The organism is Sorangium sp. So ce131, assembly GCF_051519095.1.
GTDB lineage: Bacteria > Myxococcota_A > Polyangia > Polyangiales > Polyangiaceae > Sorangium.
Map to the genome: position 1 here is coordinate 12,946,067 of NZ_CP150455.1, position 22,845 is coordinate 12,968,911.

The 22,845-nt window shown below is 71.4% G+C and carries 13 protein-coding genes and 1 pseudogene; 9 read left to right on the forward strand and 5 right to left on the reverse strand.

The window, feature by feature from the left end; genetic code table 11:
- Window positions 1-101 precede the first annotated feature (101 nt).
- Window positions 102-1,010, reverse strand: coding sequence for a hypothetical protein (locus tag WMF43_RS47070; protein ID WP_437675373.1), 909 nt, complete (start codon window positions 1,008-1,010; stop codon window positions 102-104).
- Window positions 1,011-3,319: 2,309 nt separating this feature from the next.
- On the opposite strand from WMF43_RS47070, the pseudogene WMF43_RS47075 reads away from it, so the two are divergent.
- Window positions 3,320-3,487: pseudogene (locus WMF43_RS47075) on the forward strand (TIR domain-containing protein); the annotation flags it as partial.
- Window positions 3,488-3,623: 136 nt separating this feature from the next.
- Here the strand turns inward: WMF43_RS47075 and WMF43_RS47080 are convergent.
- The 3 genes from WMF43_RS47080 to WMF43_RS47090 form a co-directional block, all read right to left on the reverse strand.
- Window positions 3,624-4,532 (reverse strand): hypothetical protein, encoded by a 909-nt coding sequence (locus WMF43_RS47080; RefSeq protein WP_437675375.1) that lies wholly within the window; start codon window positions 4,530-4,532, stop codon window positions 3,624-3,626.
- Between the two features lie 406 nt (window positions 4,533-4,938).
- On the reverse strand, window positions 4,939-5,295 hold the full coding sequence (locus WMF43_RS47085) for a hypothetical protein (RefSeq protein ID WP_437675377.1): 357 nt from the start codon (window positions 5,293-5,295) through the stop codon (window positions 4,939-4,941).
- 600 nt (window positions 5,296-5,895) lie between these two features.
- Window positions 5,896-6,420: a hypothetical protein gene (locus WMF43_RS47090; RefSeq protein WP_437675379.1), complete on the reverse strand. Its 525-nt coding sequence runs from the start codon at window positions 6,418-6,420 to the stop codon at window positions 5,896-5,898.
- A gap of 426 nt (window positions 6,421-6,846) precedes the next feature.
- Between WMF43_RS47090 and WMF43_RS47095 the strand changes: the two genes are divergently transcribed.
- The 8 genes from WMF43_RS47095 (at window position 6,847) to WMF43_RS47130 (ending at window position 21,839) form a co-directional block, all read left to right on the forward strand.
- A complete protein-coding gene (locus WMF43_RS47095; RefSeq protein ID WP_437675381.1) occupies window positions 6,847-7,836 on the forward strand; it encodes a hypothetical protein in 990 nt (329 codons plus the stop codon).
- A 120-nt stretch (window positions 7,837-7,956) separates the two neighbouring features.
- Window positions 7,957-9,195: a PP2C family protein-serine/threonine phosphatase gene (locus WMF43_RS47100; RefSeq protein WP_437675383.1), complete on the forward strand. Its 1,239-nt coding sequence runs from the start codon at window positions 7,957-7,959 to the stop codon at window positions 9,193-9,195.
- Window positions 9,196-9,214: 19 nt separating this feature from the next.
- Window positions 9,215-14,290 carry an FIST N-terminal domain-containing protein gene (locus WMF43_RS47105; protein WP_437675385.1) on the forward strand — a complete coding sequence of 1,692 codons (5,076 nt, stop codon included), beginning with the start codon at window positions 9,215-9,217 and terminating at the stop codon, window positions 14,288-14,290.
- 67 nt (window positions 14,291-14,357) lie between these two features.
- Window positions 14,358-17,897, forward strand: coding sequence for a protein kinase domain-containing protein (locus WMF43_RS47110; protein ID WP_437675387.1), 3,540 nt, complete (start codon window positions 14,358-14,360; stop codon window positions 17,895-17,897).
- 66 nt (window positions 17,898-17,963) lie between these two features.
- Window positions 17,964-19,532 (forward strand): serine/threonine-protein kinase, encoded by a 1,569-nt coding sequence (locus WMF43_RS47115; RefSeq protein WP_437675389.1) that lies wholly within the window; start codon window positions 17,964-17,966, stop codon window positions 19,530-19,532.
- A gap of 274 nt (window positions 19,533-19,806) precedes the next feature.
- Window positions 19,807-20,367: a hypothetical protein gene (locus WMF43_RS47120; RefSeq protein WP_437675391.1), complete on the forward strand. Its 561-nt coding sequence runs from the start codon at window positions 19,807-19,809 to the stop codon at window positions 20,365-20,367.
- A gap of 188 nt (window positions 20,368-20,555) precedes the next feature.
- Window positions 20,556-20,801 carry a hypothetical protein gene (locus WMF43_RS47125; RefSeq protein ID WP_437675393.1) on the forward strand — a complete coding sequence of 82 codons (246 nt, stop codon included), beginning with the start codon at window positions 20,556-20,558 and terminating at the stop codon, window positions 20,799-20,801.
- Between the two features lie 6 nt (window positions 20,802-20,807).
- The gene (locus WMF43_RS47130) at window positions 20,808-21,839 is read left to right on the forward strand and encodes an NAD-dependent epimerase/dehydratase family protein (RefSeq protein WP_437675395.1); all 1,032 of its coding nucleotides are present in this window, start codon (window positions 20,808-20,810) and stop codon (window positions 21,837-21,839) included.
- 154 nt (window positions 21,840-21,993) lie between these two features.
- Here WMF43_RS47130 and WMF43_RS47135 read toward each other — a convergent pair whose 3' ends face one another.
- Entirely contained in the window at window positions 21,994-22,743 is a 750-nt protein-coding gene (locus tag WMF43_RS47135; RefSeq protein ID WP_437675397.1) for a superoxide dismutase family protein, read from the reverse strand.
- Window positions 22,744-22,845 lie beyond the last annotated feature (102 nt).

Genomic DNA, 22,845 nt, shown 5'->3' on the forward strand with positions numbered 1-22,845 from the left:
TAACGTACATCCTGGGCTGGGCGCTCCACGAGGGGAAGGGGAGCCCGGCGGCAGGGGAGGGAAGGTGATCCCGACGGCCTCGATGGGCCTGCGGCGTGTTCTCAGGAGCCGGTCGTTGCGAGGAGTTCCCGGGCGTCGCTGACGACCACGGCTCGGCGGAGCCAGCGGTCCAGCTCGGCAAGGTCCGTGCTCGCCAGGACGCGCTCCCGTACGTCGGCGGGGACCTCTAGACCGCGGACTTCGAACACGGCGAGCACGTCGTGTGCCTTGGCTTCGAGGAGCCCCTGCTGCCGCCCCTGCTCTAGGCCCTTCTCCACGCCCTTGGCCACGTAGCTACGCGCGAACTCGCTCTGAAACTCGTATCCGCCCTTCATCATCGCCTCCAACGTCCGCCTCGCCGCTTCGTTCAGCGAGGATAGCACCACGTCCGTGTACAGGGCGCGGCGTTCCTGATCGAGCCCGGCTGCCGCCGCCAGGAACGCCACGCCGATCGCCTCGCCGACCTCCTCCTGCCCGTGCGCCATCGCCGAGAGCACGACGAGCTCCGGCGCCGCCTTCGCCTGCCCGGTGTCGGTGATGACCGGGACGCCCGCGGGCCCGAGCACCAGCGGCGTCAGCGTCAGGCCGGGGTGGCCCGTGTCGATGGGCTGCGAGCACCACCGCGCCATCTTGGTGTCGATCGTCACGACCAGCAGCCGGGTCGGGCAGCGGTGCCGGGCCCTCGTCTGGGTGACGTAGACCGGCCAGACGTACGGCTTGTCCGGGTCCGGGCCGAGCTGGACCTCGACGACGACGGCCATCGCGGGCCGCCGCTGCTCGTCGACCAGCAGGTCGACGATGACGTCCGCCCGGCGGTCCGAGGGAATGATCTCGGCGAGGTCGGAGGAATCGACACGCGCCTCCGTGAAGGCCGGGACCGGCTGGCCGAGCGCGTCCTGCAGCAGCTCGGCGGCCAGCGTCGGCCGGTTCTTGAACAGCTCCACCAAAGCTTCATGGGTTACTGAGGGCATGGGGTGGTCTCTCGGACAGGTGCAGTCATGCTGAGTTGTCGAGGCATGCCCGGCCGACGCGGTGGATCCGCACGGACCGAGCAGCCGTCTCCCACCCTTGGATTCCGGGTAGCCTCGAGGGCTGGTCACGCTATTTGCTCTCGGCGGGCTCTGCCGGCAGAGAGCGGGGCTTCACGAGAAGGATCGCGGGCGTGGGGAAAGGAATGGGGGCCCGACGGCGAGGCGGGGCCGGAGTCTCCGACGCGGCGTCGGCGTGTCTGGCGTGAATACGGGTGACTGGAGCGACGCTGGGTTCGATTCCCGGCGCCTCTATCACAGAGACACGGCGAGAGCCGTGCCTTCTGCTTTTTGTGTGCCCTGCGTGTGATCTGACAAATTTTAGCGGCACCGGATTTGGAGCGGGCCCGGTGTAGGCAGGACCATCGGGAGCGGTCGCGGCGGGTGACATGAGGGTACCGGGCTCCGCGGAGCTCCACGGCGGGCACCAGGCCGGCGGGAGCGACCCCGGGTCCGAGTCTGCGTGCTTGCGTGCTGGCGGTGGCGCTCGATCAACCGGAGAACGGGCGGGGCTTCTTGGTTGTCGAGCTACTTCGAACACACCTAAAAGAACGCATGCAGCGTCAGACCGACGTCTTCTTCAGTGAACTTGAACGGCTTCCACTCGAGATCGCCAAGCCGCTAGGCGACCCAGCTGCCGCTGGAACCTACTACATACAACTCAATTTCACCGCACCTCCGGCAGCCGTTACCCCGATCATCGCCCCCCCGGCCTCGGAGCTCGCATGCCTTACGTGCCTCGCGGCAGGCGGGAGCCGGAGGATCCAGATACAGCCACAGCGGAACGCCCAAGGAGCCGCTCGTCAGGAGCACGGCGCTCTCCCCCTGCGGGAGCAGGGAGGCATGCCCCTCTTGACACGGGACGGTATCTCGGATGGCCTCGGAGAAGGTGGCGGCCATGAGGGTAGTGGGAGAAGCAGCAAGGCTCGATCCGTGCCTCAAGCACACGCGTCCTCAGATGAACGCTTCCCCGCTCCCCTCCTCTCCTGTCTGCCTCACCAACCATGTTGCGCCGACCGGCCCAATTGAACATTCGCGAGGCAGAAAGGAGCGGTGGATGCGCTTCGCAGCGATCGGCGTCGAAACAGCGAATCCCGATCAGTCGACCCTTGCCAAGTTGGCATCGCTTCTTTTCGGGATGGCAAGCTACAGCGTCAGAATACTTAGAAGCACACAAGAACAAAGACAGTAGGAACGTCTCTATGCAAAAGATGGCTCTTTCCTCACTCTTCGTCGTGCTCCTGTCAATTGGCTGCGGAACCGGCCCTCAAGGGCCGGCGGGTTCCGATGGACCCATGGGGCCGCCTGGCGCGAAAGGCGATCAGGGTGAACAGGGGCCGCCTGGTGCGAAAGGCGATCAGGGTGAACAGGGACCGCCGGGACCATCTCTGGTAGACGTTGGCGATGCCCAGTATTCATTGAATGCCGTCTATTGCGGGAAGTCTGCGCCGGTGAGTGGAAACATCGGAGGCTATGCAGGTGCAAAGACGCTTTGTGAGGATGCGTGTAACTCATTGTCCGCACATCTTTGCGACCCAGCCGAGATGGTGCGCAGTGCGCAGCTCGGCATAATCACAGATCACACTGGGTGGTATAATACGGGTACATTCGCCTACTTCTCGCCAGTCGATAAGCCCATGAACGATTGCGTAGGTTTTACGTCCAACGATGCTAACATTACTGCGCCAGCATGGGAGAGTGGGGCGCCAAGTTTGGGTGGATGTGACCAGAGTCGGGCGCTTCTGTGCTGCGATTCACCGTGATCACAAGTCTAATCCAGAGTAGCTCCAGGAAGGCGTGCCTCAGCCCTGCAGCGAGGGATGGCAACCGAATCTCTGCCGGCGAGGCCATCCAGTGGGTCGGCGACAGAAACCTGACCCCCGCCCGATGCTACGCAACCGACGTCTCCAGCCCGTCGATATCTCGGGCATGATCGACCCTGACCAACTCGACGTCATCGCTGAAGCTGTTCTCGCGGAGGAAGACGAGACCCTCCCCCTACCGTGATCCCCGGTCTCGTGCTGGCGTTTGCATGCCTCGTGCCTGCGGCAAGCAGGAGCTGGGGAACCCACGTACAGTCACAACGGAACGACCCGGAAGCCGCTCGCCGGAGACTCCGCCGGCACGACCTCAAGAGGCTCGGAGCGCTCGGCGCGCGAAGTTGCCTCCCAAATACCTGCTCCGATGCACAGGTGCGCGGCAGTGCTCTGGGACTAGGACCGAGTCGGAAGCTGTGCGACGCTGGTGCTCTCATGGGGGATCATCCTACCGTCTTCGTCAGTTACAGTCACCACGATGGGGCGTGGAAGGACAGACTCGTCCGACACCTGAAGGTGCTCGAAAAGCAGGGGCTGTTGGACGTATGGGATGACGAACGGATCAGGAGTGGAGCGAATTGTAGGCAGGAAATCGCGGACGCAATAGACCGCGCCTGCGCGCCGGCGCCAGGGTGTATAACGTACATCCTGGGCTGGGCGCTCCACGACGGGGAAGGGGAGCCCGGCGGCAGGGGAGGGAAGGTGATCCCGGCGGCCTCGATGGGCCCGCGGCGCCTTCTCAGGAGCCGGTCGTGGCGAGCAGCTCCCGGGCGTCGCCGACGACGGCGGCCCGGCGGATCCAGCGATCCAGCTCGGCGAGGTCGGTGCTCGCGAGGACGCGCTCCCGCACGTCGGCGGGGATCTCGAGCCCGCGGGCTTCCAGGAAGGTGAGCACGTCGTGCGCCTTGGCTTCGAGGAGCCCCTGCTGCCGGCCCTGCTCTAGGCCCTTCTCCACGCCCTTGGCCACGTAGCTACGCGCGAACTCGCTCTGAAACTCGTATCCGCCCTTCATCATCGCCTCCAACGTCCGCCTCGCCGCTTCGTTCAGCGAGGATAGCACCACGTCCGTGTACAGGGCGCGGCGTTCCTGATCGAGCCCGGCTGCCGCCGCCAGGAACGCCACGCCGATCGCCTCGCCGACCTCCTCCTGCCCGTGCGCCATCGCCGAGAGCACGACGAGCTCCGGCGCCGCCTTCGCCTGCTCGGCGTCGGTGATGACCGGGACGCCCGCGGGCCCGAGCACCAGCGGCGTCAGCGTCAGGCCGGGGTGGCCCGTGTCGATGGGCTGCGAGCACCACCGCGCCATCCAGGTGTCGATCGTCACGACCAGCAGCCGGGTCGGGCAGCGGTGCCGGGCCCGCGTCTGGGTGACGTAGACCGGCCAGACGTACGGCTTGTCCGGGTCCGGGCCGAGCTGGACCTCGACGACGATGGCCATCGCGGGCCGCTGCTGCTCGTCGACCAGCAGGTCGACGATGACGTCCGCGCGGCGGTCCGCGGGAATGATCTCGGCGAGGTCGGAGGACTCGACGCACGCCTCCGTGAAGGCCGGGACCGGCTGGCCGAGCGCGTCCTGCAGCAGCTCGGCGGCCAGCGTCGGCCGGTTCTTGAACAGCTCCACCAAAGCTTCATGGGTTACTGAGGGCATGGGGTGGTCTCTCGGACAGGTGCAGTCATGCTGAGTTGTCGAGGCATGCCCGGCCGACGCGGTGGATCCGCACGGACCCGAGCAGCCGTCTCCCACCCTTGAATTCCGGGCAGCTTCGAGGACTGGTCACGCTATGTGCTCTCGGCGGGCTCTGACGGCAGAGAGCGGGGCTCCACGAGAAGGATCGCGGGCGTGGGGGAAGGAATGGGTGCGCGACGGCGAGGCGGGGCCGGAGTCTCCGACGCGGCGTCGGCGTGTCTGGCGTGAATACGGGTGACTGGAGCGACGCTCGGTTCGATTCCCGGCGCCTCCACCAAGAAGACACGCGAGAGCCGTGTCTTCTGCCTTTTGTGTGTCCTGGCGAACGGACGCGCGCGCGATGTGGCATGCCTGGCGGGCCCAGCGCTCATCCAGCGGGCGGCGCGTCGCTTCCTTTCAATGCTCGTACACACCGTTCGGCCAGCGCGTGGATCTCCCGAGCCGCCTTACGCGCCTCATTGCTGTCAAGCCCCGGCCCAATCAGCTGATTAATGCGCTTGACCACCTCGAGGTTCACCGCAGAGAATTCGGCCGTTCCAGCGCCGAGTTTGCCCGCTGCATGGAGCTCGACGAGTCTCTCATACGACTTCTCGAATAGCGCGAGCGTTTCATGGACTACCTCTCGGTTCGCGACCGCAGAAGCCCATGCAGCAACGAGCTCAAGCGCGTGTGCTCCATTGTAGAAATTGACCAGCAACTCCTCGACCTCTGTCGCGCGTTCCATGTGGCCTTTACCTGTCTCTTGCCAAGCCCGTAGCGATACAATCAGCGTAAATCGAAAGTCGAAGCTAGTCCCCACCAGAGTAGGCGCAAGCTTTGGGGAACGGCGTTCCGTGTGGGAAGTAGCAATCGTCGCCGTTTGCGTAATGGTATCCGCACATGAAGCCGATCATCAGATCGTTGCACGAAAACAGCTTGCCAGTTCCGCCGTCAGGCTTGTATGGGTGCACCGCGAGCGCAACACACCCGACCCCATTCGCGAAGCACCGCTCTGAGCATGTGGCGCCATGATCCGGCTTGGTGCAGAAGACCTTCAGGCCCGCCTCATACGGATCATCAGAGGGTGACGGATCATCAGCGTGCGGCGGAGCATCGGTGTGCGACGGGGTGTCGTCGTCCGCCCGACCCGGCTCCCTGCTCTCGCATTCGGTGGGCTCCCCGGAGCCTCTCGGGTCCAGAGGCACGTCCCCGAAGTCTCCCGAGCCTGTCGTCAAGGTGATGATGCCCCCGCCTGCCCCGTCCGGCCCTTCACCGCGGACCCAGCACTCGCCCACGTCGTAGTTACACGCTGCAAGGCTGAGAAGCAAAACAGCAAAGCCCTTGCTCATCTCGACCCTCCGCTGAATTTCCAGACAGGTCCAGCAGTGACCATCGCCACCAAATTGTCTTGAAGGACACGGCTGCTACCACCGACCCAATCCAGGTTGGCGCTCACGGACACCCCCAAAGCCTCTGTGAGGTACCAATCGGTCTGGGTGTGGCCACCCGGAGCAACCCCTACCACTCGCCGACAGATTGTGATGCCGCACACTGGCATCCAGTAGGCCGACAAGGACGGGCCGAGGCTGACTTTGCCCGTCTTCCAAGCGTAAACGAGGGTGACTGCCGTTCGGTCGTAGGCCCCCACCCGCTCTCCGGGAACGATGCTGAACATGTGGTGGACCTCGAGCAGAAACTCTCTCTCTCGACGCCAGAGCAAACCGGCAAAAGGGCTCACTGCGAGCTTCGGGTCCGCCCCGATCTGGATTCCGCCGACGCTCACGCCACCGCTGAGCTCGAAGGCCTCTGCCGGAGCTGGATCACCGACGAGCGCGTACGCACAGCCGCACAGCACGAGCGTGAGTGCCATCACCTTGAACCGGTGCGCCATACCTCCCCCGGGTCCGGATGCTCCTTGCACCGCATAGCTGCGTCAACGGTGATCTAATCTGCATTTATGTCCACGTTGTCGCATTCGGCCTCTGCGGCGCCGTTGGCAGGTGGTCGCGATGGACATCCCGAGGCTCCGGGCGACCGAAGTGACCTGCTTGCCCTCGTCGACCAAGAGCAGGTCGAGGCGCTCCCGCGGCCTGAGCAGGCGGAGCTGGTCCAGGAGATCGCGCGCCTCGGTGGTCCCGTGCGGCGACGGCGCTTGCCCTTCGGCGACGCGGTGCAGATCCGCGACGGCCACCCCGCCCGCGAACCGTGATGTAATCCCCTGCGCCCCGCGCCCTCGCGAGGCCAGCAGCCCCGCGGTGACCCAGTGAGCGATTCAGCCCCGAAAGCGACGATCGCCGTGCTCGAACGGAACCGCGTCGTCGGCCAGCGGATCGCCCGCGTCATGTCGGCCGCCGCCGGCATGCAGGACGTCCCCGTGGCCAGCGACCCGGCCGAGCTGCGCGGCCGGCTCTCCGATCGCCCCCTGCTGCTCGGCTGCGACGCCGCCGACCTCGAGCTCGCGCTCGAGTGGGCCGCCGAGCGGTACCCCAGCATGCACCTGCTCGTGTGGACCTCGGGCAGCACCGACGCGGTCCTCCACGCCGCGCTCCGGGAGCCGCGCCTCTCGAGCATCGTCGGGTGGCCGAGCTTCGCCTCCATGCCCCGGCCGTGGGAGATCGCGCTCGCGGTCCGGCGCATCCTCAAGCCGCTCGCGCTGCCGCCGCGCCTCTCCGACCTGCTCTCCTGGGGCGCGACCATCGTGAAGTGGCGCCCTCGCACGAGCGAGGACCGGGACCGCACCGTCGCCGAGGTCGCGCACTGGGCCGAGCGCGCGGGCGCCCCCGCGCGGGTCGCCGAGCGGCTCGCCGCGCTCGCGCACGAGCTGCTCATGAACGCCATGTACGACGCGCCCGTCGACGGCCGCGGGCGCCCGCGGTACACGCACGACCGGCGGCGGGACATCGTGCTCGAGGAGAACGAGATCCCGACGCTGCGGCTCGGCGCCGACGGCGCGCACATCGCCCTCCAGGCCCACGACCCCTTCGGCGGCCTCCGGCGTCACCACGTCTTCGAGGGCATCACGCGCGGCCTGAGCGCCCGCGGCGAGGGCTCTGCCTGCGCCCCCGTGCTCGACACCTCGCGCGGCGGCGCCGGCCTCGGCATGCTCAAGATCTACGCGGCCGGCGCGGTGCTCGTCGTCGACGTCGCGCCCACGTCGTCCACGATGGTCACCTCCTTCTGGGACCTCGACGTGAACCCGCGCGAGTTCCGCTCGCTCCCCGCGTCGATCCACTACTTCGAGCGCTCCACGTCCGCGGTGGAGACCCTGGAGCGGGGCGGGTGGTAACGCGGCCGCCCGCCGCGCCGCGGCCGCTCGCGCCGCCCGCCGCGCCGCGGCCGCTCGCGTCGCCCGCCGCGCCGCGGCCGCTCGCGCCGCCCGCCGCGCAGCCCGGCCGAGGTGGTCGCCGTGGCTGACATCGACCCGCTGCTCGCCCGGCAGCTCCGGCGCCTCGGCCTCGAGGACCTCGACGAGCCGCCCGACCGGGAGACGTGGCGCAAGGTCATCGCGCGCATCAGCGAGCATTACCGCCACGTCGCCGACGACCGCAGCCTGCTCACCCGCTCGCTCGACCTCTCCACGAACGAGATGAGCACGCTCCACCGCCAGCTGCGCGCCGAGCGCGACCGCCTGCGCAGCGTCGTCGTGGCCATCGGCGACGCGCTCACCATCTTCCACGACGCCGCGAGCTCGCAGTCCGAGCCGGCGACCCCCCACGACGTCGGCTCCACGGTCTCCACGGCCAAGCGCCGCTTCGCCGCGAAGCTCGGCGAGATCCTCTCCCTCAGCAGCGCCCTCGGGGACGCCGCGGGCTCGAGCGGCTCGAACGAGGCCATCAACGAGGCCCGCGTCCAGCTCGTCGCCCTCGGCGACCGGCTCGTGCAGCTGCTCTACGACACCGCCGAGCGGGCCTCGCTCAAGAAGCAGCTCGAGGTGGCGCGCGCCGTGCAGCAGATGCTCGTCCCGGGCGAGGACGTCATCGAGCGGGGCTCGCTGCGGCTCGCCAGCCACTTCCAGCCCGCGGCCGAGTGCGGCGGCGACTGGTGGACGTTCCACGACCTGCCGGACGGCAAGCTGCTCACGGTCATCGGCGACGTGACGGGGCACGGCATCTCGTCGGCGATCATCACGGGCGCGGCCAAGGCGGCGTGTGACCTCGCGCGCACGTTCGCGCGCGAGGAGCTCAGCGCCGCGGAGCTGCTCCGCCTCATGAACTGCTCCATCTTCGAGGCCGGCAAGCAGAAGTACCTGATGACGTGCGCCGCGTGCATCTTCGACCCGGCGGCGCGGTCGCTCACCCTCGCGAACGCCGGGCACCCGTTCCCGTACCTCGTGAGGAACAGCGCCGTCCGGCCGCTCGCCTCGCACGGCTCCCCGCTCGGCGTGGCCCCCTCGGCCGAGTACACCTCGAGCACCGTCGCCCTGGAGGGCGGCGACGCGCTCCTCTGGTTCACCGACGGCGTGACCGAGTGCGAGAACGAGGCGCGCGAGCCGTTCAGCGAGCGCCGCCTGCGCGCGCTCTTCCAGAGCGTGGCGACGTCGCCGCCGGAGGAGGCCCGAGACGCGATCGTGGCCGCCGTCTCCCGGTTCCGCGGCGAGCGATCCCTCGACGACGACATGACCCTCGTCGTGGCCCGCGTGCGGTAACCTGCGGTCGAGGAGCCGCATGATCCTCGAGACGTTCCACTACGACCGGGACTCCAAGAAGTGGTCCGTGCGGGTGCTGCCCGTGCTCGACAGCGACCGGACCCTGGTGCTGGTGTTCGGAGCGCCCGAGTTCCTCGACGACCCCGGGGCGATCCGGGAGCTGCGGCGGGCGTACCCGAGGTCGCACATGGTGGGCTGCTCGAGCGCCGGAGAGATCGCGGGCGCGTCGGTGTGCGACGGGACGTTGTCGGTGGCGGTGGCGCGGTTCGAGCGGACGTCTTTGTGGACGGCGCAGGTGGAGGTGTCGAGCGCGTCGGACTCGTTCGCCGCGGGCCAAGCGCTGGCGCGGAAGCTGGAGCGCCCCGGGCTGCGCGGGGTGCTGGTGCTGTCCGAGGGGCTCGGGGTGAACGGCAGCGAGCTTGTGCGCGGGCTGAACTCGGTGCTGCCGGAGTCGGTTGCGGTGACGGGCGGGCTGTCGGGCGACGGGACGAGGTTCAAGCGGACGTGGGTGTGCACCGGGGACACGGTGCGCAGCGGGGTCGTCGCGGCGGTGGGGCTGTACGGCGAGCACGTGGTGATCCAGCACGGGTCCAAGGGGGGTTGGGACAAGTTCGGGCCCGAGCGGGTGGTGACGAGGTCGGAGGGGAACGTGCTGTACGAGGTCGACGGCCGGCCGGCGCTGTCGCTGTACAAGGAGTACCTCGGGGACAAGGCGGCGGAGCTGCCGGCGTCGGCGCTGCTGTTCCCGCTGGCGCTGCGGGCGACGGCGCAGGACGAGAAGTCGCTTGTGCGCACGGTGCTGGCGGTGGACCACGAGCGGCAGTCGATGACGTTCGCGGGGGACGTGCCGGAGGGGCACCTCGTGCAGCTGATGAAGGCGGACTTCGAGCGGCTGATCGGGGGAGCGGAGCAGGCGGCGCGGTCGGCGAGCGAGGGGAGCCAGGCGGCGGGGGAGAGCGCGCTGGCGATCGCGATCAGCTGCGTGGGCCGGCGGATCGTGCTGGGCGACCGGGCCGAGGAGGAGGTCGAGGCGGTGCTGGATGTGCTGCCGAAGGGGACGCGGGTGACGGGGTTCTACTCGTACGGGGAGATCTCGCCCTACGCCGCGGGCCACTGCGACCTGCACAACCAGACCATGACCCTCACCGTCCTCTCCGAGTCGTCCCCGCTGCTCGTCCGGAGCGAGGGCGGGCGGGCCTCGAAGCCGCGCGCCGCCCGGGAGAAGCCGGTCGTGGCGGCCCGCGTCGTGGCGCAGCCGGCGGGCGGGATGGCGGAGTTCGAGGAGCTCGAGATCGCGTCCGAGTCCTCCTTCGGCCTGCGGTCGTCGCTGCACGACGACGAGCCCGGGATGCGGCTCGAGACGTTCTCGTTCTCGCGCGCGACGGGCGAGTGGTCCGTGCGGGCGCTGCCCGCGCTCGACAGCGACCAGACCCTGGTGCTGGTGTTCGGAGCGCCCGAGTTCCTCGACGACCCCGGGGCGATCCGGGAGCTGCGGCGGGCGTACCCGAGGTCGCGCATGGTGGGCTGCTCGAGCGCCGGAGAGATCGCGGGCGCGTCGGTGTGCGACGGGACGTTGTCGGTGGCGGTGGCGCGGTTCGAGCGGACGTCTTTGTGGACGGCGCAGGTGGAGGTGTCGAGCGCGTCGGACTCGTTCGCCGCGGGCCAAGCGCTGGCGCGGAAGCTGGAGCGCCCCGGGCTGCGCGGGGTGCTGGTGCTGTCCGAGGGGCTCGGGGTGAACGGCAGCGAGCTTGTGCGCGGGCTGAACTCGGTGCTGCCGGAGTCGGTTGCGGTGACGGGCGGGCTGTCGGGCGACGGGACGAGGTTCAAGCGGACGTGGGTGTGCACCGGGGACACGGTGCGCAGCGGGGTCGTCGCGGCGGTGGGGCTGTACGGCGAGCACGTGGTGATCCAGCACGGGTCCAAGGGGGGTTGGGACAAGTTCGGGCCCGAGCGGGTGGTGACGAGGTCGGAGGGGAACGTGCTGTACGAGGTCGACGGCCGGCCGGCGCTGTCGCTGTACAAGGAGTACCTCGGGGACAAGGCGGCGGAGCTGCCGGCGTCGGCGCTGCTGTTCCCGCTGGCGCTGCGGGCGACGGCGCAGGACGAGAAGTCGCTTGTGCGCACGGTGCTGGCGGTGGACCACGAGCGGCAGTCGATGACGTTCGCGGGGGACGTGCCGGAGGGGCACCTCGTGCAGCTGATGAAGGCGGACTTCGAGCGGCTGATCGGGGGAGCGGAGCAGGCGGCGCGGTCGGCGAGCGAGGGGGGCAGGGCGGCGGGGGAGAGCGCGCTGGCGATCGCGATCAGCTGCGTGGGCCGGCGGATCGTGCTGGGCGACCGGACCGAGGAGGAGGTCGAGGCGGTGCTGGATGTGCTGCCGAAGGGGACGCGGGTGACGGGGTTCTACTCGTACGGGGAGATCTCGCCCTACGCCGCGGGCCATTGCGACCTGCACAACCAGACCATGACCCTCACCGTCCTCTCGGAGTCCCCCACGCCGCTGCCGCGGCGCGACGGCCCGGGCGCGGGTACGGCGCGCGGCGCGCTCGACGGCGAGGAGGCGCGGCCGACGATCCGGGTGCCGCAGGCGAACGGCCAGCGGGCCCGGCGCGCCGCGATCTCCGAGCCGGACGCGGAGCCCGTCTCCTCGGGGACGCTGCACACCACCGTCGACTCGGGGACGATGCCCACGGCGGTGGGCTCGGACCGCATGCCCACGGCGGTGGGCTCGGACCGCCTGCCCACGGCGGTGGACACGGGCCGTCTGCCCGCGGCGGGCCCGGACCGCCTGCGCGCCGGACTCGAGCCGACGCCCGCCTCGTTCGCCGCGCACCGCGCCGCGCCCACGCGGAGCGTCCCGCCGGCGGGCGCCGCCGGCCGCCACGCCGGCCTCCTGTTCGATCGCCGCCGGATCGGCGAGGTCGTCGTCGTCCGGCTCGCCGGCCGCATGACCGAGGCGTTCAAGGGCGCGGCGCTCGCCCGGGAGCTCGACGGCAAGGTCCTCTTCGACCTCGCCGGCGTCGAGCGGATCACCTCGTTCGGCGTGCGCGAGTGGCTCCAGATGATCCAGGCGGCCCAGCCCCGCCTGCGCGCGCTCTACCTCGCGCGCTGCTCCGAGCCGGTCGTCCACCAGATCAGCATGATCCGGCGGTTCACGGGCGGCGGGCAGGTCGTCTCGTTCTACGCGCCCTACGCCTGCGAGTCGTGCAGCGCCCAGTTCGAGCGGCTCGTCGACTGCGCGCACGACGCCGCCGCGCTCGCCGAGGGCAAGCCGCCCGAGGCCGTGTGCCCGCGCTGCGGCGGGGCCGGCGCCTTCGACGACGACGCCGACACCTACTTCGGGTTCGTCGCCCAGCACGGCGCCGGCGCGATCCCGCCGGAGGTGCGCGAGCTCCTGCTCGAGCTCGAGAAGAGCGACGACCCGGTCGGCGGCGACGCGGTGGAAAAATCCGTCGACGGGCGCGTCACCCGGCTCAAGGTGGGGAGCAAGCTGACCGCGTCGCTCCGCTGGAGCCGGATCGTCGACGGCCTCGAGGGCCAGGTGGTCTTCGACCTGAGCGCCGTCCCCGGGATCACCACCGACGGCGCGGCGCGCTTCGAGTCGGCGCTCCGCGGCCTCGAGGGCGCCGTCGAGGAGGTCCACATCGAGGGCTGTCCCCGGCTGCTCGCCGAGCGCGTGGCGAGCCCCACCTGGCCCGCGCTCGCGCGGATCGACTCGGCGATCGTCGACGGCCGCTGCGCCTCGTGCGGCGCGCTCCGGGCGGCGATCGTCGAGGTCGACAGCAACGCCGACCTGCTCCGGCGCGGGGAGGACCCGCGCGTCGCCTGCAAGCGGTGCAGCACCCCGCTCGCCTTCGACGGCTCCCGCTCGCTGCTCTACCTGCTCGGCGCCCACGCGCGCCGCCCCGCCTCGACCCCGCCGCCCGCGTCGGCCGCGGCGGGCGCCTCGCCGGCGCCGCCGTCCGCCTCCGCCGCGTCTGCGCGCGCCGGCTCCGCTGCGTCAGCCGCGGCCGGCTCCGCCGCGTCGCCCGCGGCCGGCTCCGCCGCGTCGCCCGCGGCGCCCTCGTCCGCCGCGCCCTCGCCCGCGCCGGCCTCCCCCACCTCGTCGCCGCTCGCCGCGTCCGCGGCGCCGCAGCCGCCCGCCGCGAGCGGCAACGCCGCGTTCCTCGCGCTCCTCGGCGCGGTGGCGCTCGTGGCCGCCGGCTTCGCGCTGTGGCGCAGCGACCACCGCGCCGCCGCGCCGCCCTCCGCTCCCGCGGCCTCCCACGCCCTGCCGCCGGCGGCCTCCGGCGCCGCCGCGCCGCCCTCCGCTCCGGCGGCCTCCCACGCCGGCGCGCCCGCGCCCTCCGCGCGCGGTCAGGCCGCTGCGGGCTGGGCGGCGATGGACGACCTCCCGCCGGCCTGGGTCGAGCGGCCGTTCGTGGTCGAGGGCGAGAGCGTCTTTGTCGTCGGCCGCGGCGGCCCGACCTCGAGCGAGGCGGACGCGCTCGCCGCGGCGCGCAACAGCGCGATCGAGCGCCTCACGTCCGGCCTCGTCGAGGAGCTCGCGGGCTCCCCGGTCGCCGAGCTCCTCCACGTGCTCCCGCCGGCCGAGGTCAGGCCGGCGCAGCGCGCCGAGGTCGCCGAGCGCATCGCCGGGCGCTTCGTGGCCCAGGTCGGGGCGTTCGCGACGCCCGAGCGCGTCGATGCGGTCGTGCGGCGCGAGGGCGGCGGCGTCCAGGCCTTCGCGCGTTACCGGCTGCCCCGGCGGAGCTTTGAAGCGGCCGCGGAGAGCTACCGCCGGACGGTGACGTTCCAGGGCATCACCGTGGCGCGCTTCTTCCCCCGGCTCGAGGCGAGCCTGCGCACCGAGGGCGATCTCGTCGTCGTCGGGGTCGAGGGCGCGCGGCGCGGCGCGGAGCCGGCGATCGCCCCGGGCGACGTCGTGCTCGCGGTGAGCGACCGCCCGGTCCACGCCGTCGAGGTCTTCGGCAAGGCCGCGGCGGACGCGTGGGCGCGCACCCCGGCCGGTGGTACGCTGAGCCTCCAGATCGAGTCGCGCGGTGAGCGCCGCAGCGTCAGCTTCGCGAAGTCCTCCTCCGCCGACCCTCGATGAGCAAGCCGACCGCCCGCCGCGCTCCCGGAGATGTGACGCCGCCGGCCCGCCCGGGGGAGGCGGCCGCATGAGCGAGCGCCACGCCGAGAGCTCCAGGGCCGCGCCGCGTCGCCCCGGCGTGCTCGGCAGGTACCGCCTGCTGAAGAAGATCGGCATGGGCGGCATGGCCGAGATCTGGGTCGCCTCGGTCGCGGGCATCTCGGGCGTGAAGAAGATCTGCGTGGTCAAGCAGATCCTCCCGCACCTCGCCGACAGCCCCGAGTTCGTGCGGATGTTCCTCGACGAGGCGCGCATCGCCGCGACCCTGGACCACCCCAACCTGGTCCAGATGTACGACATCGAGGAGATCGACGGCATCCCGGTCATCGCGATGGAGTACCTCCACGGCGAGGACCTCAGGCACATCAAGAAGTCGCTGCGCACGGCGAACCGGCGGATGCCGGTCGAGCACGCGATCACCATCGCCGCCGGCGTCGCGGCGGGGCTGCACTACGCGCACGAGAAGGTCGGCTACGACGGCAAGCCGCTCGACATCGTCCACCGCGACGTGTCGCCGCACAACGTGTTCGTCACGTACGACGGCGCCGTGAAGATCCTCGACTTCGGGATCGCGAAGGCCGCGAACCGCGTCAACGAGACGCGCGACGGCGCGCTGAAGGGCAAGGTCCCGTACATGTCGCCCGAGCAGTGCACGAGCGACAAGCTCGACCGCCGGAGCGACATCTACTCGGTGGGCATCCTGCTCTACGAGATGTCCACGGGCAGCCGGCTGTTCCGGCGCGGCGCCACCGAGTTCGAGCTGATGCGGGCGATCGTCGAGGACCCGGTCATGCCGCCGAGCCAGGTGATCGGCGACTACCCGCCGGCGCTGGAGCGCATCGTGATGCGGTGCCTCGAGCGCGACCGGGAGAAGCGGTACCCGACCGCGCGGGATCTCCAGATCGACCTCGAGGCCTTCGCCCGGCAGGAGCGGCTCGCCACCTCGGCGCTCGCGCTGTCGTCGTTCATGGCGGAGCTGTTCGGCCAGCGGATCGAGGCGTGGCGGGGCGCGCTCGGCTCGGACTCGGATCTCCTGTCGCACGTCGTCGAGAAGCAGACGGACCTCCTCAACGACGACTCCTTCGCCGACGATCTCGCGGCCACCCCCGGCGCGGCGCTGGGCCTCGGCGGCGCCGGTCGCCCCGGCGCGGCGGCCACGAAGCTCTCCGCGCCGCTCTTCTCGGCGTCGCGGCTCTCGGCCCCGGACGACCTCGACCCGCCTGCGCCGCGCTCTCGGCACCTCGCGCACCCCGCGCACGCGGCGCACGTGTCGCACGCGTCGCACGCGTCGCACGCGTCGCACCCCGCGCCGGCGCACGCGGACGCCGCCGGCGGGGCGGCGGAGCCGGCCGAGGCGCACGGGCACGGGCCGCGGGCGCTCACGGTGACCCGGCGCAGGCTGGGCAGCTTGCTCGTCGTCTCGCTGTCCGGGCGGATGACCGAGGAGCTCCAGGGCGTCGCGCTCGCGCGGGGGATCTCCGGCCGCGTGCTCTTCGATCTCGGCGGCGTGCAGCGGGTGACGTCGTTCGGCGTGCGCGAGTGGATGGCGATGCTGGCCGAGATCTCGCAGAGCGCGTCCGAGCTCTACGTCGCCCGCTGCACCGAGCCGATCGTCAACCAGGTCAGCATGATCCGCCGCTTCTTCGGCGACGGGCGCGTCGTGTCCTTCTACGGCCCGTACCGGTGCGAGCGCTGCGGCGCGGCGTTCGAGCGGCTCTTCGACTGCGACCGGGACGCGCGCGTCGTCATGGCGCACGACCCGCCCCCGAGCCCGTGCCCGCGCTGCGGCGCGGCGGCGGTGTTCGACGACGACGCCGGGAGCTACTTCGCGTTCGCGGCCAGCCACGCGGGGATCGAGCTGCCGGCCGACGTGCGGTCCGCGCTCGACGAGCTCGCGCGGCTCGACGCCGGGACGGGCGAGGCGATCGAGAAGACGGTCGACGAGCGCGGCACGCGCATCGCCGTGCGCTGCAAGCTCGACGAGCAGGTCCGGTGGCGGCGCGTGCTCGACGGCATCGAGGGGGACCTGGTCCTCGACCTCGCGGCCGCGCCGGGGGCGACGCCCGAGGGCGCGAGGGCGCTCGAGCTGTCGCTCCGCGGGCTGGGCCGCGAGGTGACGTCGATCCGGATCGAGGGCTGTCCCGTCGCGCTGCTCGAGCACCTCGCCGCGGCGAGGCCCCCGCTCGGGTCGGCGGTCGCCTCCGCGCACGTCGACGGCGTCTGCGAGCGGTGCCACGCGCCGAGGCAGGTGCTGCTCGACGTGAAGGAGGCCGTCCACGCCGCGCTCGAGGACCGCGACCCGTACCTGCCGTGCAAGCGCTGCAACGCGCCGCTCTCGTTCCTCTCGCTCCGGCCGGTGCTGAAGCGGCTCGGCGGCGCGCCGGCGCCGCGGTCGGGGCCGGGCGAGATCGGCTCGCTGCCGGCGCCCGCGGCGGAGCGCCCTGCGTCGTCGTCGCTGGCGCCGGCGGCGTCGTCGTCGGTGCCGGCCGCGTCGGCGCCGTCGGCGTCGTCGTTGGTGCCGACCGCGTCGTCATCGGTATCGGTGCCGCCGGCCTCGTTGCCGGCGACGGCCGCGTCAGCGCCGGCGACGGCCGCGTCAGCGCCGACGTCGTTGCCGGCGACGGCCGCGTCGACGCCGGCGTCGGCGCCCCGCTCGCAACGCGCGTCGGCGCCGGCGTCGGCGCCTCGCTCGCAACGCGCGTCGGCGCGCCCGTCCAGGGGCGCCGCGGCCCCCGGATCGCGCCTGGCGAACGCGGCGGTCGTGGTCGCGGCCGCGCTGCTGCTCCTCAGCCTGGGCGTCGCGTACTGGGGCTCGGCCCGCCAGCGCGGCGAGGCCCGGCCGGCCGCCGGCCCAGCGGCGAGCCCCGCGCCGGCGCCGGTCGACGGGCCGAGCCCTCCCTGGATGCAGCAGCCGTTCACCGCCGACGGCGACGTGATCTTCGTGGTCGGCGAGGGCGCCGGCGCCGACCGGGACGCCGCGCTGGCGGCCGCGCGCGCCGACGCGATCTCCCGCCTGGCGAGCCACGTGGTGCCGGCGCTCGTGGGGTCGCCTCTCCACGGCTACCTCCAGGCGCGCGGCGGCGGCGCGCGGCGCGCCGGCATGGCCGACGCCGAGGCGCGCCGTTACCTGAGGCAGGTCGGTGCCTTGGCCACGCCCGAGCGCGTCGACGCGCGCTTCCAGGAGCGCGGCGACGAGGTCAAGGCCGTCGCGCGGTACCGCATGAGCCAGCAGAGCTTCGACGCGGCCGTGCAGAGCTACAGGAGGACGGTGACCCTGCTCGGGTTCACCGCGGCGCCCGTGTTCCCGCTGCTGCACGGCGAGCTGGACACCCAGGGCGACGCCATCGTGGTCGCCGTCGACGAAGCAGGCCCCGCCGCCTCCGCCGGCGTGCGCGTCGGCGACGTCGTGGTCGCCCTCAATGGACACCCGATCGCCATATTTGACGCGTTGCGTCGTGCCGTGCAGAGCCTGCCGGAGGGCGCTTCGGTCGAGCTGACGGTGGAGGTGGGAGGTGTGCAGCGCGCGATCGCGATCAAGCGACGGGGCGGGATCCGCGAGGGGGGCTGACGCGAGATCGCCTACGGTATGCTGGGCGTAGCGGCGCGGCGCTCTCGGGTCGGAGGTTTCGAAAACATGCGCGGCCTGGAAGAGATCCAAGGGTTGGAGGTCGGAACCCTGATCGCGGGCAAGTACCGCGTGGATCGTTTGCTGGACAAGGGGGCGATGGGCGCGGTGGTCGCGGCGACGCACGTGGAGCTCGGCGAGCTCCGGGCGATCAAGCTGCTCTTGCCGGCCACGGCCGCGGATCCGGAGATGGGCCGGCGTTTCCTCCGGGAGGCGCGGATCGCGGCGCGGCTCAAGAGCGAGCACGCGGTGCGGGTGCACGACGTCGGGCGGCTCGACGACGGCCTCCCGTACATGGTGATGGAGTTCCTCGCCGGCCGCGACCTCCGGTCGCTGCGCAAGCAGCTGGGCCCGCTGCCGGTCGACGAGGCGACGCTCTACGTGATCCAGGCGTGCGACGCGCTGGCGGAGGCGCACGCGCTCGGCCTCGTGCACCGCGACGTCAAGCCGGCGAACCTGTTTTTGACGCACACGCGCGAGGGCACGCCGTGCATCAAGGTGCTCGACTTCGGCGTCTCGAAGGTCTCGGAGGCGGCGACGCTCGGCGTGGCCGAGATGCGGACGAGCACGGGCCAGATGCTCGGGACGCCGCACTACATGCCGCCCGAGCAGATGCGCGGGGAGCGCGACGTCGACGCGCGCGCGGACATCTGGGCGATCGGCTCGGTGCTCTACGTCCTGCTCACGGGCCGCTACCCGATGCACGCCCGCTCGGTCCAGACGGTCTCGCTGGTGCTCGGGGGCAAGTACGTCCCGCCGCTCCCGTCGAAGGTCCGCCGCGGTCTCACGCCGGAGATCGACCCGATCATCATGAAGTGCCTCGAGCGCGACCGCGACAAGCGATACGTCGACGTCGCGGAGCTGGTCCTGGCGCTGCGCCCGTTCGCGCCGCCGGCGGCGCAGCCGCTCGTCGAGCGCATCCAGGGCATCCTGCACGGCCGCCCGCGCGACTCGCTGGCCGGCGTGCGCCTCAGCCTGGAGTCGCTCGACCTCGCGGCGGACTCCGGCGCGGCGACGGCGGTGGCGGCGGCCGCGGCGGCGGTGCCGGCCTCGGGGCCGCGGGCCGAGGGCTCGCCGGCCTCGGGTGGGCCGGTCTCGGGTGGGCCGGTCTCGGGTGGGCCGGTCTCGGGCGACCCGACGGAGCCGGATCCGGGGGCTCGCCTGCGCTCGGTTCCGCCGGCGGCCGCGGCGCCGGCGGCCGGCGCCGGGGCGGCGGGTCCCGGGGCCGTCGCCGATGCGGCGGAGCCGGTGGATGCCATGGCAAGCGAGCAGAGCGAGGCGGCCACGGTGCCTGACCGGTCGCGGCTCCGGCCGCCCCTGCGGGACCGGTCGCCCCAGATCGAGGAGCCGCCCGACTCGGCGACGCTCGTCGACCCGCCGTCGCACAGCGCGTCCTGGTCGGCGCCGCCGCCGCGGCGGTGGCTGTCGCCCGTGAGGGTGGGCCTCTGGCTGGCGGCGGCGGCGATCGCGGCCATCGCCGCGCTCGTCGTGAGGGGCTCGGCGCCGCCGGCGCCGCCGCCGGGAGGATCGTCACCGCCGCCAGGACAAGGGAGCTCGGTCAGCGCTGCGCCGCCATGACGCGGGAGAGGGCGGCTGCCCGCCGGGTGGGAGCTCGCGCGGCGGGCGTGGGATGACATGGGCGGGTGCCTGGTCGGGCAGGCGGCCGGCATGTCGGGACTGGCAACCCAGCTCACCTCCAGTGGGTTCGAGAGCGGATTGACACGGTAGTCCAGAAGTACGACGAAGTTCGTTAGGGACCGTGGAACCCACGAGGAGGCGGAGGTGGCGATTTTCTGTTCTTTAGGAAAAGTAACGACCTCGTGATTGCTAAAGCGATTGGTGAATATGTGTTATGATTTGGGAGATCGAGCGTTACGACTGGTCAAGCTTGCGCGCGGCGGGCGACGCGTCTGGGATTCCAGCTGCGATTCGACAGCTTGAGTCCGCCAATGCAGAAGCCGAGGCGTCGGTCGCTTACTGGAAAATCGACAACGTTGTAGTCGTTCAGGGAGCTGTTTATCAGGCGGCTCTGGCCACAGTGCCGTGTCTCATAGAGATTCTGCTGCGATGTACTCGCGCGGCTCGCCGCCAGGTGCTGGAGCTTCTAGTTCAGATCGGTAGCGGTGAAGAATCAGAGAGCGAGCTTGCACACGGTGAAGTAGATCTGATTCAGCGATGTTTGCGAGAGCTGTCGAGGGGGGTCGCCATTTATCTGCACATACTCGAATCTAGCTCGGATCCTGATGAGCGCGCCCTTTGTGTCGACCTCCTGGGTTTATCGTGCAGGGCCGACGGTGAGCTGCGGGAGAGGGTCTCATGGTACCTCTCTCGCCTTCGCTCCGAGAAGATCTCGGAAGGGCTGCAAAGCCTGATGTCCAGCTGGTTCGAAGAGCTAGGACCCAGCACGCCGTAGTGGGCTCGTGCGTACCCCCAGCACAACACGCGGCGAGGAGACGCGTGCTGGGCGAACGGTCTCCCCGTTGTCCTCCGGTCCCTCCCGAGGTGAAGCCAATGCTGGTGGCATCGACCACGCGGAACCGGTCCTAAGACAATAGAGCGCAGATGCCAGTCGCGCGAACTCGCCGTCGTGGTTTGCAGTCGATGAAGCTCCCTGGATTCGGCGAGGGGGAGACAGCGCACCACGACCAGCACCTGACGCTGCGGGACGGGCGGTTCATCACCAAGCACATCTACGCAGGACGGACGCGCGTCGCGAGCACGATGGATCCGGCGCCGTGCCGTAGCGCGCCGGGCGCTTACGGCCAGGCGCCGTACGCGACATTGCGCCTGTCACGCGTGCCCAGGATCCCGGGCTGCTTGCCAGCCTTCGCTCGCGGTGCACACTGACGGCCCATGAAGATCCTGATCCTGGGTGGTACATTGTTCGTCGGCCGCCACATCGTCGAAGCAGCGCTCGCGCGTGGCCACCAGGTGACGCTCTTCAACCGCGGTCGCCAGGCGCCTGACCTGTACCCCGAGGTCGAGAGGCTCACCGGCGATCGACGCGGTGACCTCGTCGCGCTCCGCGGGCGGCGCTGGGATGCGGCGATCGACACCGCGGCCTACGTGCCGTCCCTCGTGCAGCGCGCGGCCCGGCTCCTCTCCCCCTCGGTCGAGCACTACACGTTCATCTCGACGCGCTCCGTGTACGCCGACCCGGCCGACTCCGAAGAGACCGGCCCGGTCGCGACGCTGCCCGACGATGCGCTCCGACGGGCGGAGGCGATCGAGCCCGAAGGGCCGTCCAACGCGTCGCTCTACGGCGAACACTACGGCGCCCTCAAGGTGTGCTGTGAGCGCGCGGCCGAGGAAGAGATGCCCGGCCGGGTGCTGGTGCTCCGCCCCGGCCTCCTCGTCGGCACGTTCGATCCCACCGATCGCTTCACCTACTGGGTCCGCCGCGTCGCGCGCGGCGGTGACGTGCTCGCGCCCGGTCGCCCCGAGCGTCCCGTGCGCGCGCTGGACGCGCGCGATTTCGCCGCCTGGTGTGTGCAGCGTATCGAAGCTCGGACCACCGGAGTCTTCAACGCGGCCGGCGCCGACGGTGTGACGATGCATAACCTGCTCGACGCATGCGCGCGCGGTACCGGGAGCGAGCCGCGCTTCGCCTGGGCGAGCGAAGCATTCCTGCTCGCCCGCGGCGTGACGCCCTGGAGCGAGCTGCCCCTCTGGCTGCCTGAGCAGCACAACGCTTTCCTGGAAACTGGCAACGCCAAGGCCGTCTCCGCCGGGCTCACCTTCCGGCCCCTCGTCGAGACCGTCAGAGATACGCTCGCATGGGACCGGTCCCGCGGAGAACCTGCCCTGCGCGCCGGGCTCACCTCGCTCCGGGAGGCCGAGCTCCTGGCGGCGCTCGGAGGTGCGGGTAGCCGACAGGACTCGTAACCGCTGCGTGAACACTGGGTCAGGCGAGCTCGGCCCGTCCCCTGCGCCGCGCGCCGAGCTCCCTCCGAGGGGCCGAGCAGCTCGGCACCCCGCCTCCGCGCCCCCGCGGACGCCCTCAATCAAGCGCGGCAGGCTCACCCCACCGCAGCCACGTTCACTTGCCGGCCGCGGCCCCGATGACCCCGCAACCGATGCGTCCGCCCGCGTTCCCGGAGGGCTGGCCGCCGTCGTCCGCCTTCTCGTGGACGATGATCGCGCGGCCGAGGAACGAGTTCGGCGCGCCCTGCTTGAGGTTCGCCCCCTTCGCGACGATCTCGTGGGTCCCGTTCCCGTCCGGCTTCACCTCGATGTTGCCGAGGTCGCCGAGGTGGCGCTGCGCGGCGTCGGGCAGGCCGTGCTGGTGGTTCTCGGGGTTGTAATGCGCGCCCGCGCTGGCCCCGTCCGGCGCGCTGCAGTCGCCGGTCTCGTGCACGTGCACCGCGACCTTGCCCTTGGGCGCGCCCGAGACCTGGACGGACACCTTCACGCCGCCCTCGACCTCGGTGAACGTCGCGGTGCCCTTCAGCTTCGACTTGCTCCGCGCCTCGATCGGCACGGTGACGGGCGCCGCCGGCGCCGCCGCAGCAGCCGGCGTCGCGGCCCCGGACGCCCCGGCCGCGGACGTCGCGCCCTCGGTCCCGGTGGGCGCCGCGCCGCCGCCCGGCGGGGTGGCTTCAGGCGCCGGCGTCGCCTCGGGCGCCGCGGGCGTCTCGGGCGTCTGCGCCGGCACGGACGGCACCTCGGGCGCCGGCTCGGGCGCGCCGCCGCAGGCGGCGACGACCAGGGCGAACGAGGCGAGCAGCGAGTAGCGATGAGCGGATCTGATCACGGAGACCTCCAGGTTCATGAAGCCGTTGGACCTCACGGACCCTCCTAGAGCGGTCTCAGCGGGCGATCAATCGACCTGCGCACCTTTCGGGCGGCGAGCCGCCAGGCCGGCGGACAGGGGAGGGGACGAGCCGGGGCG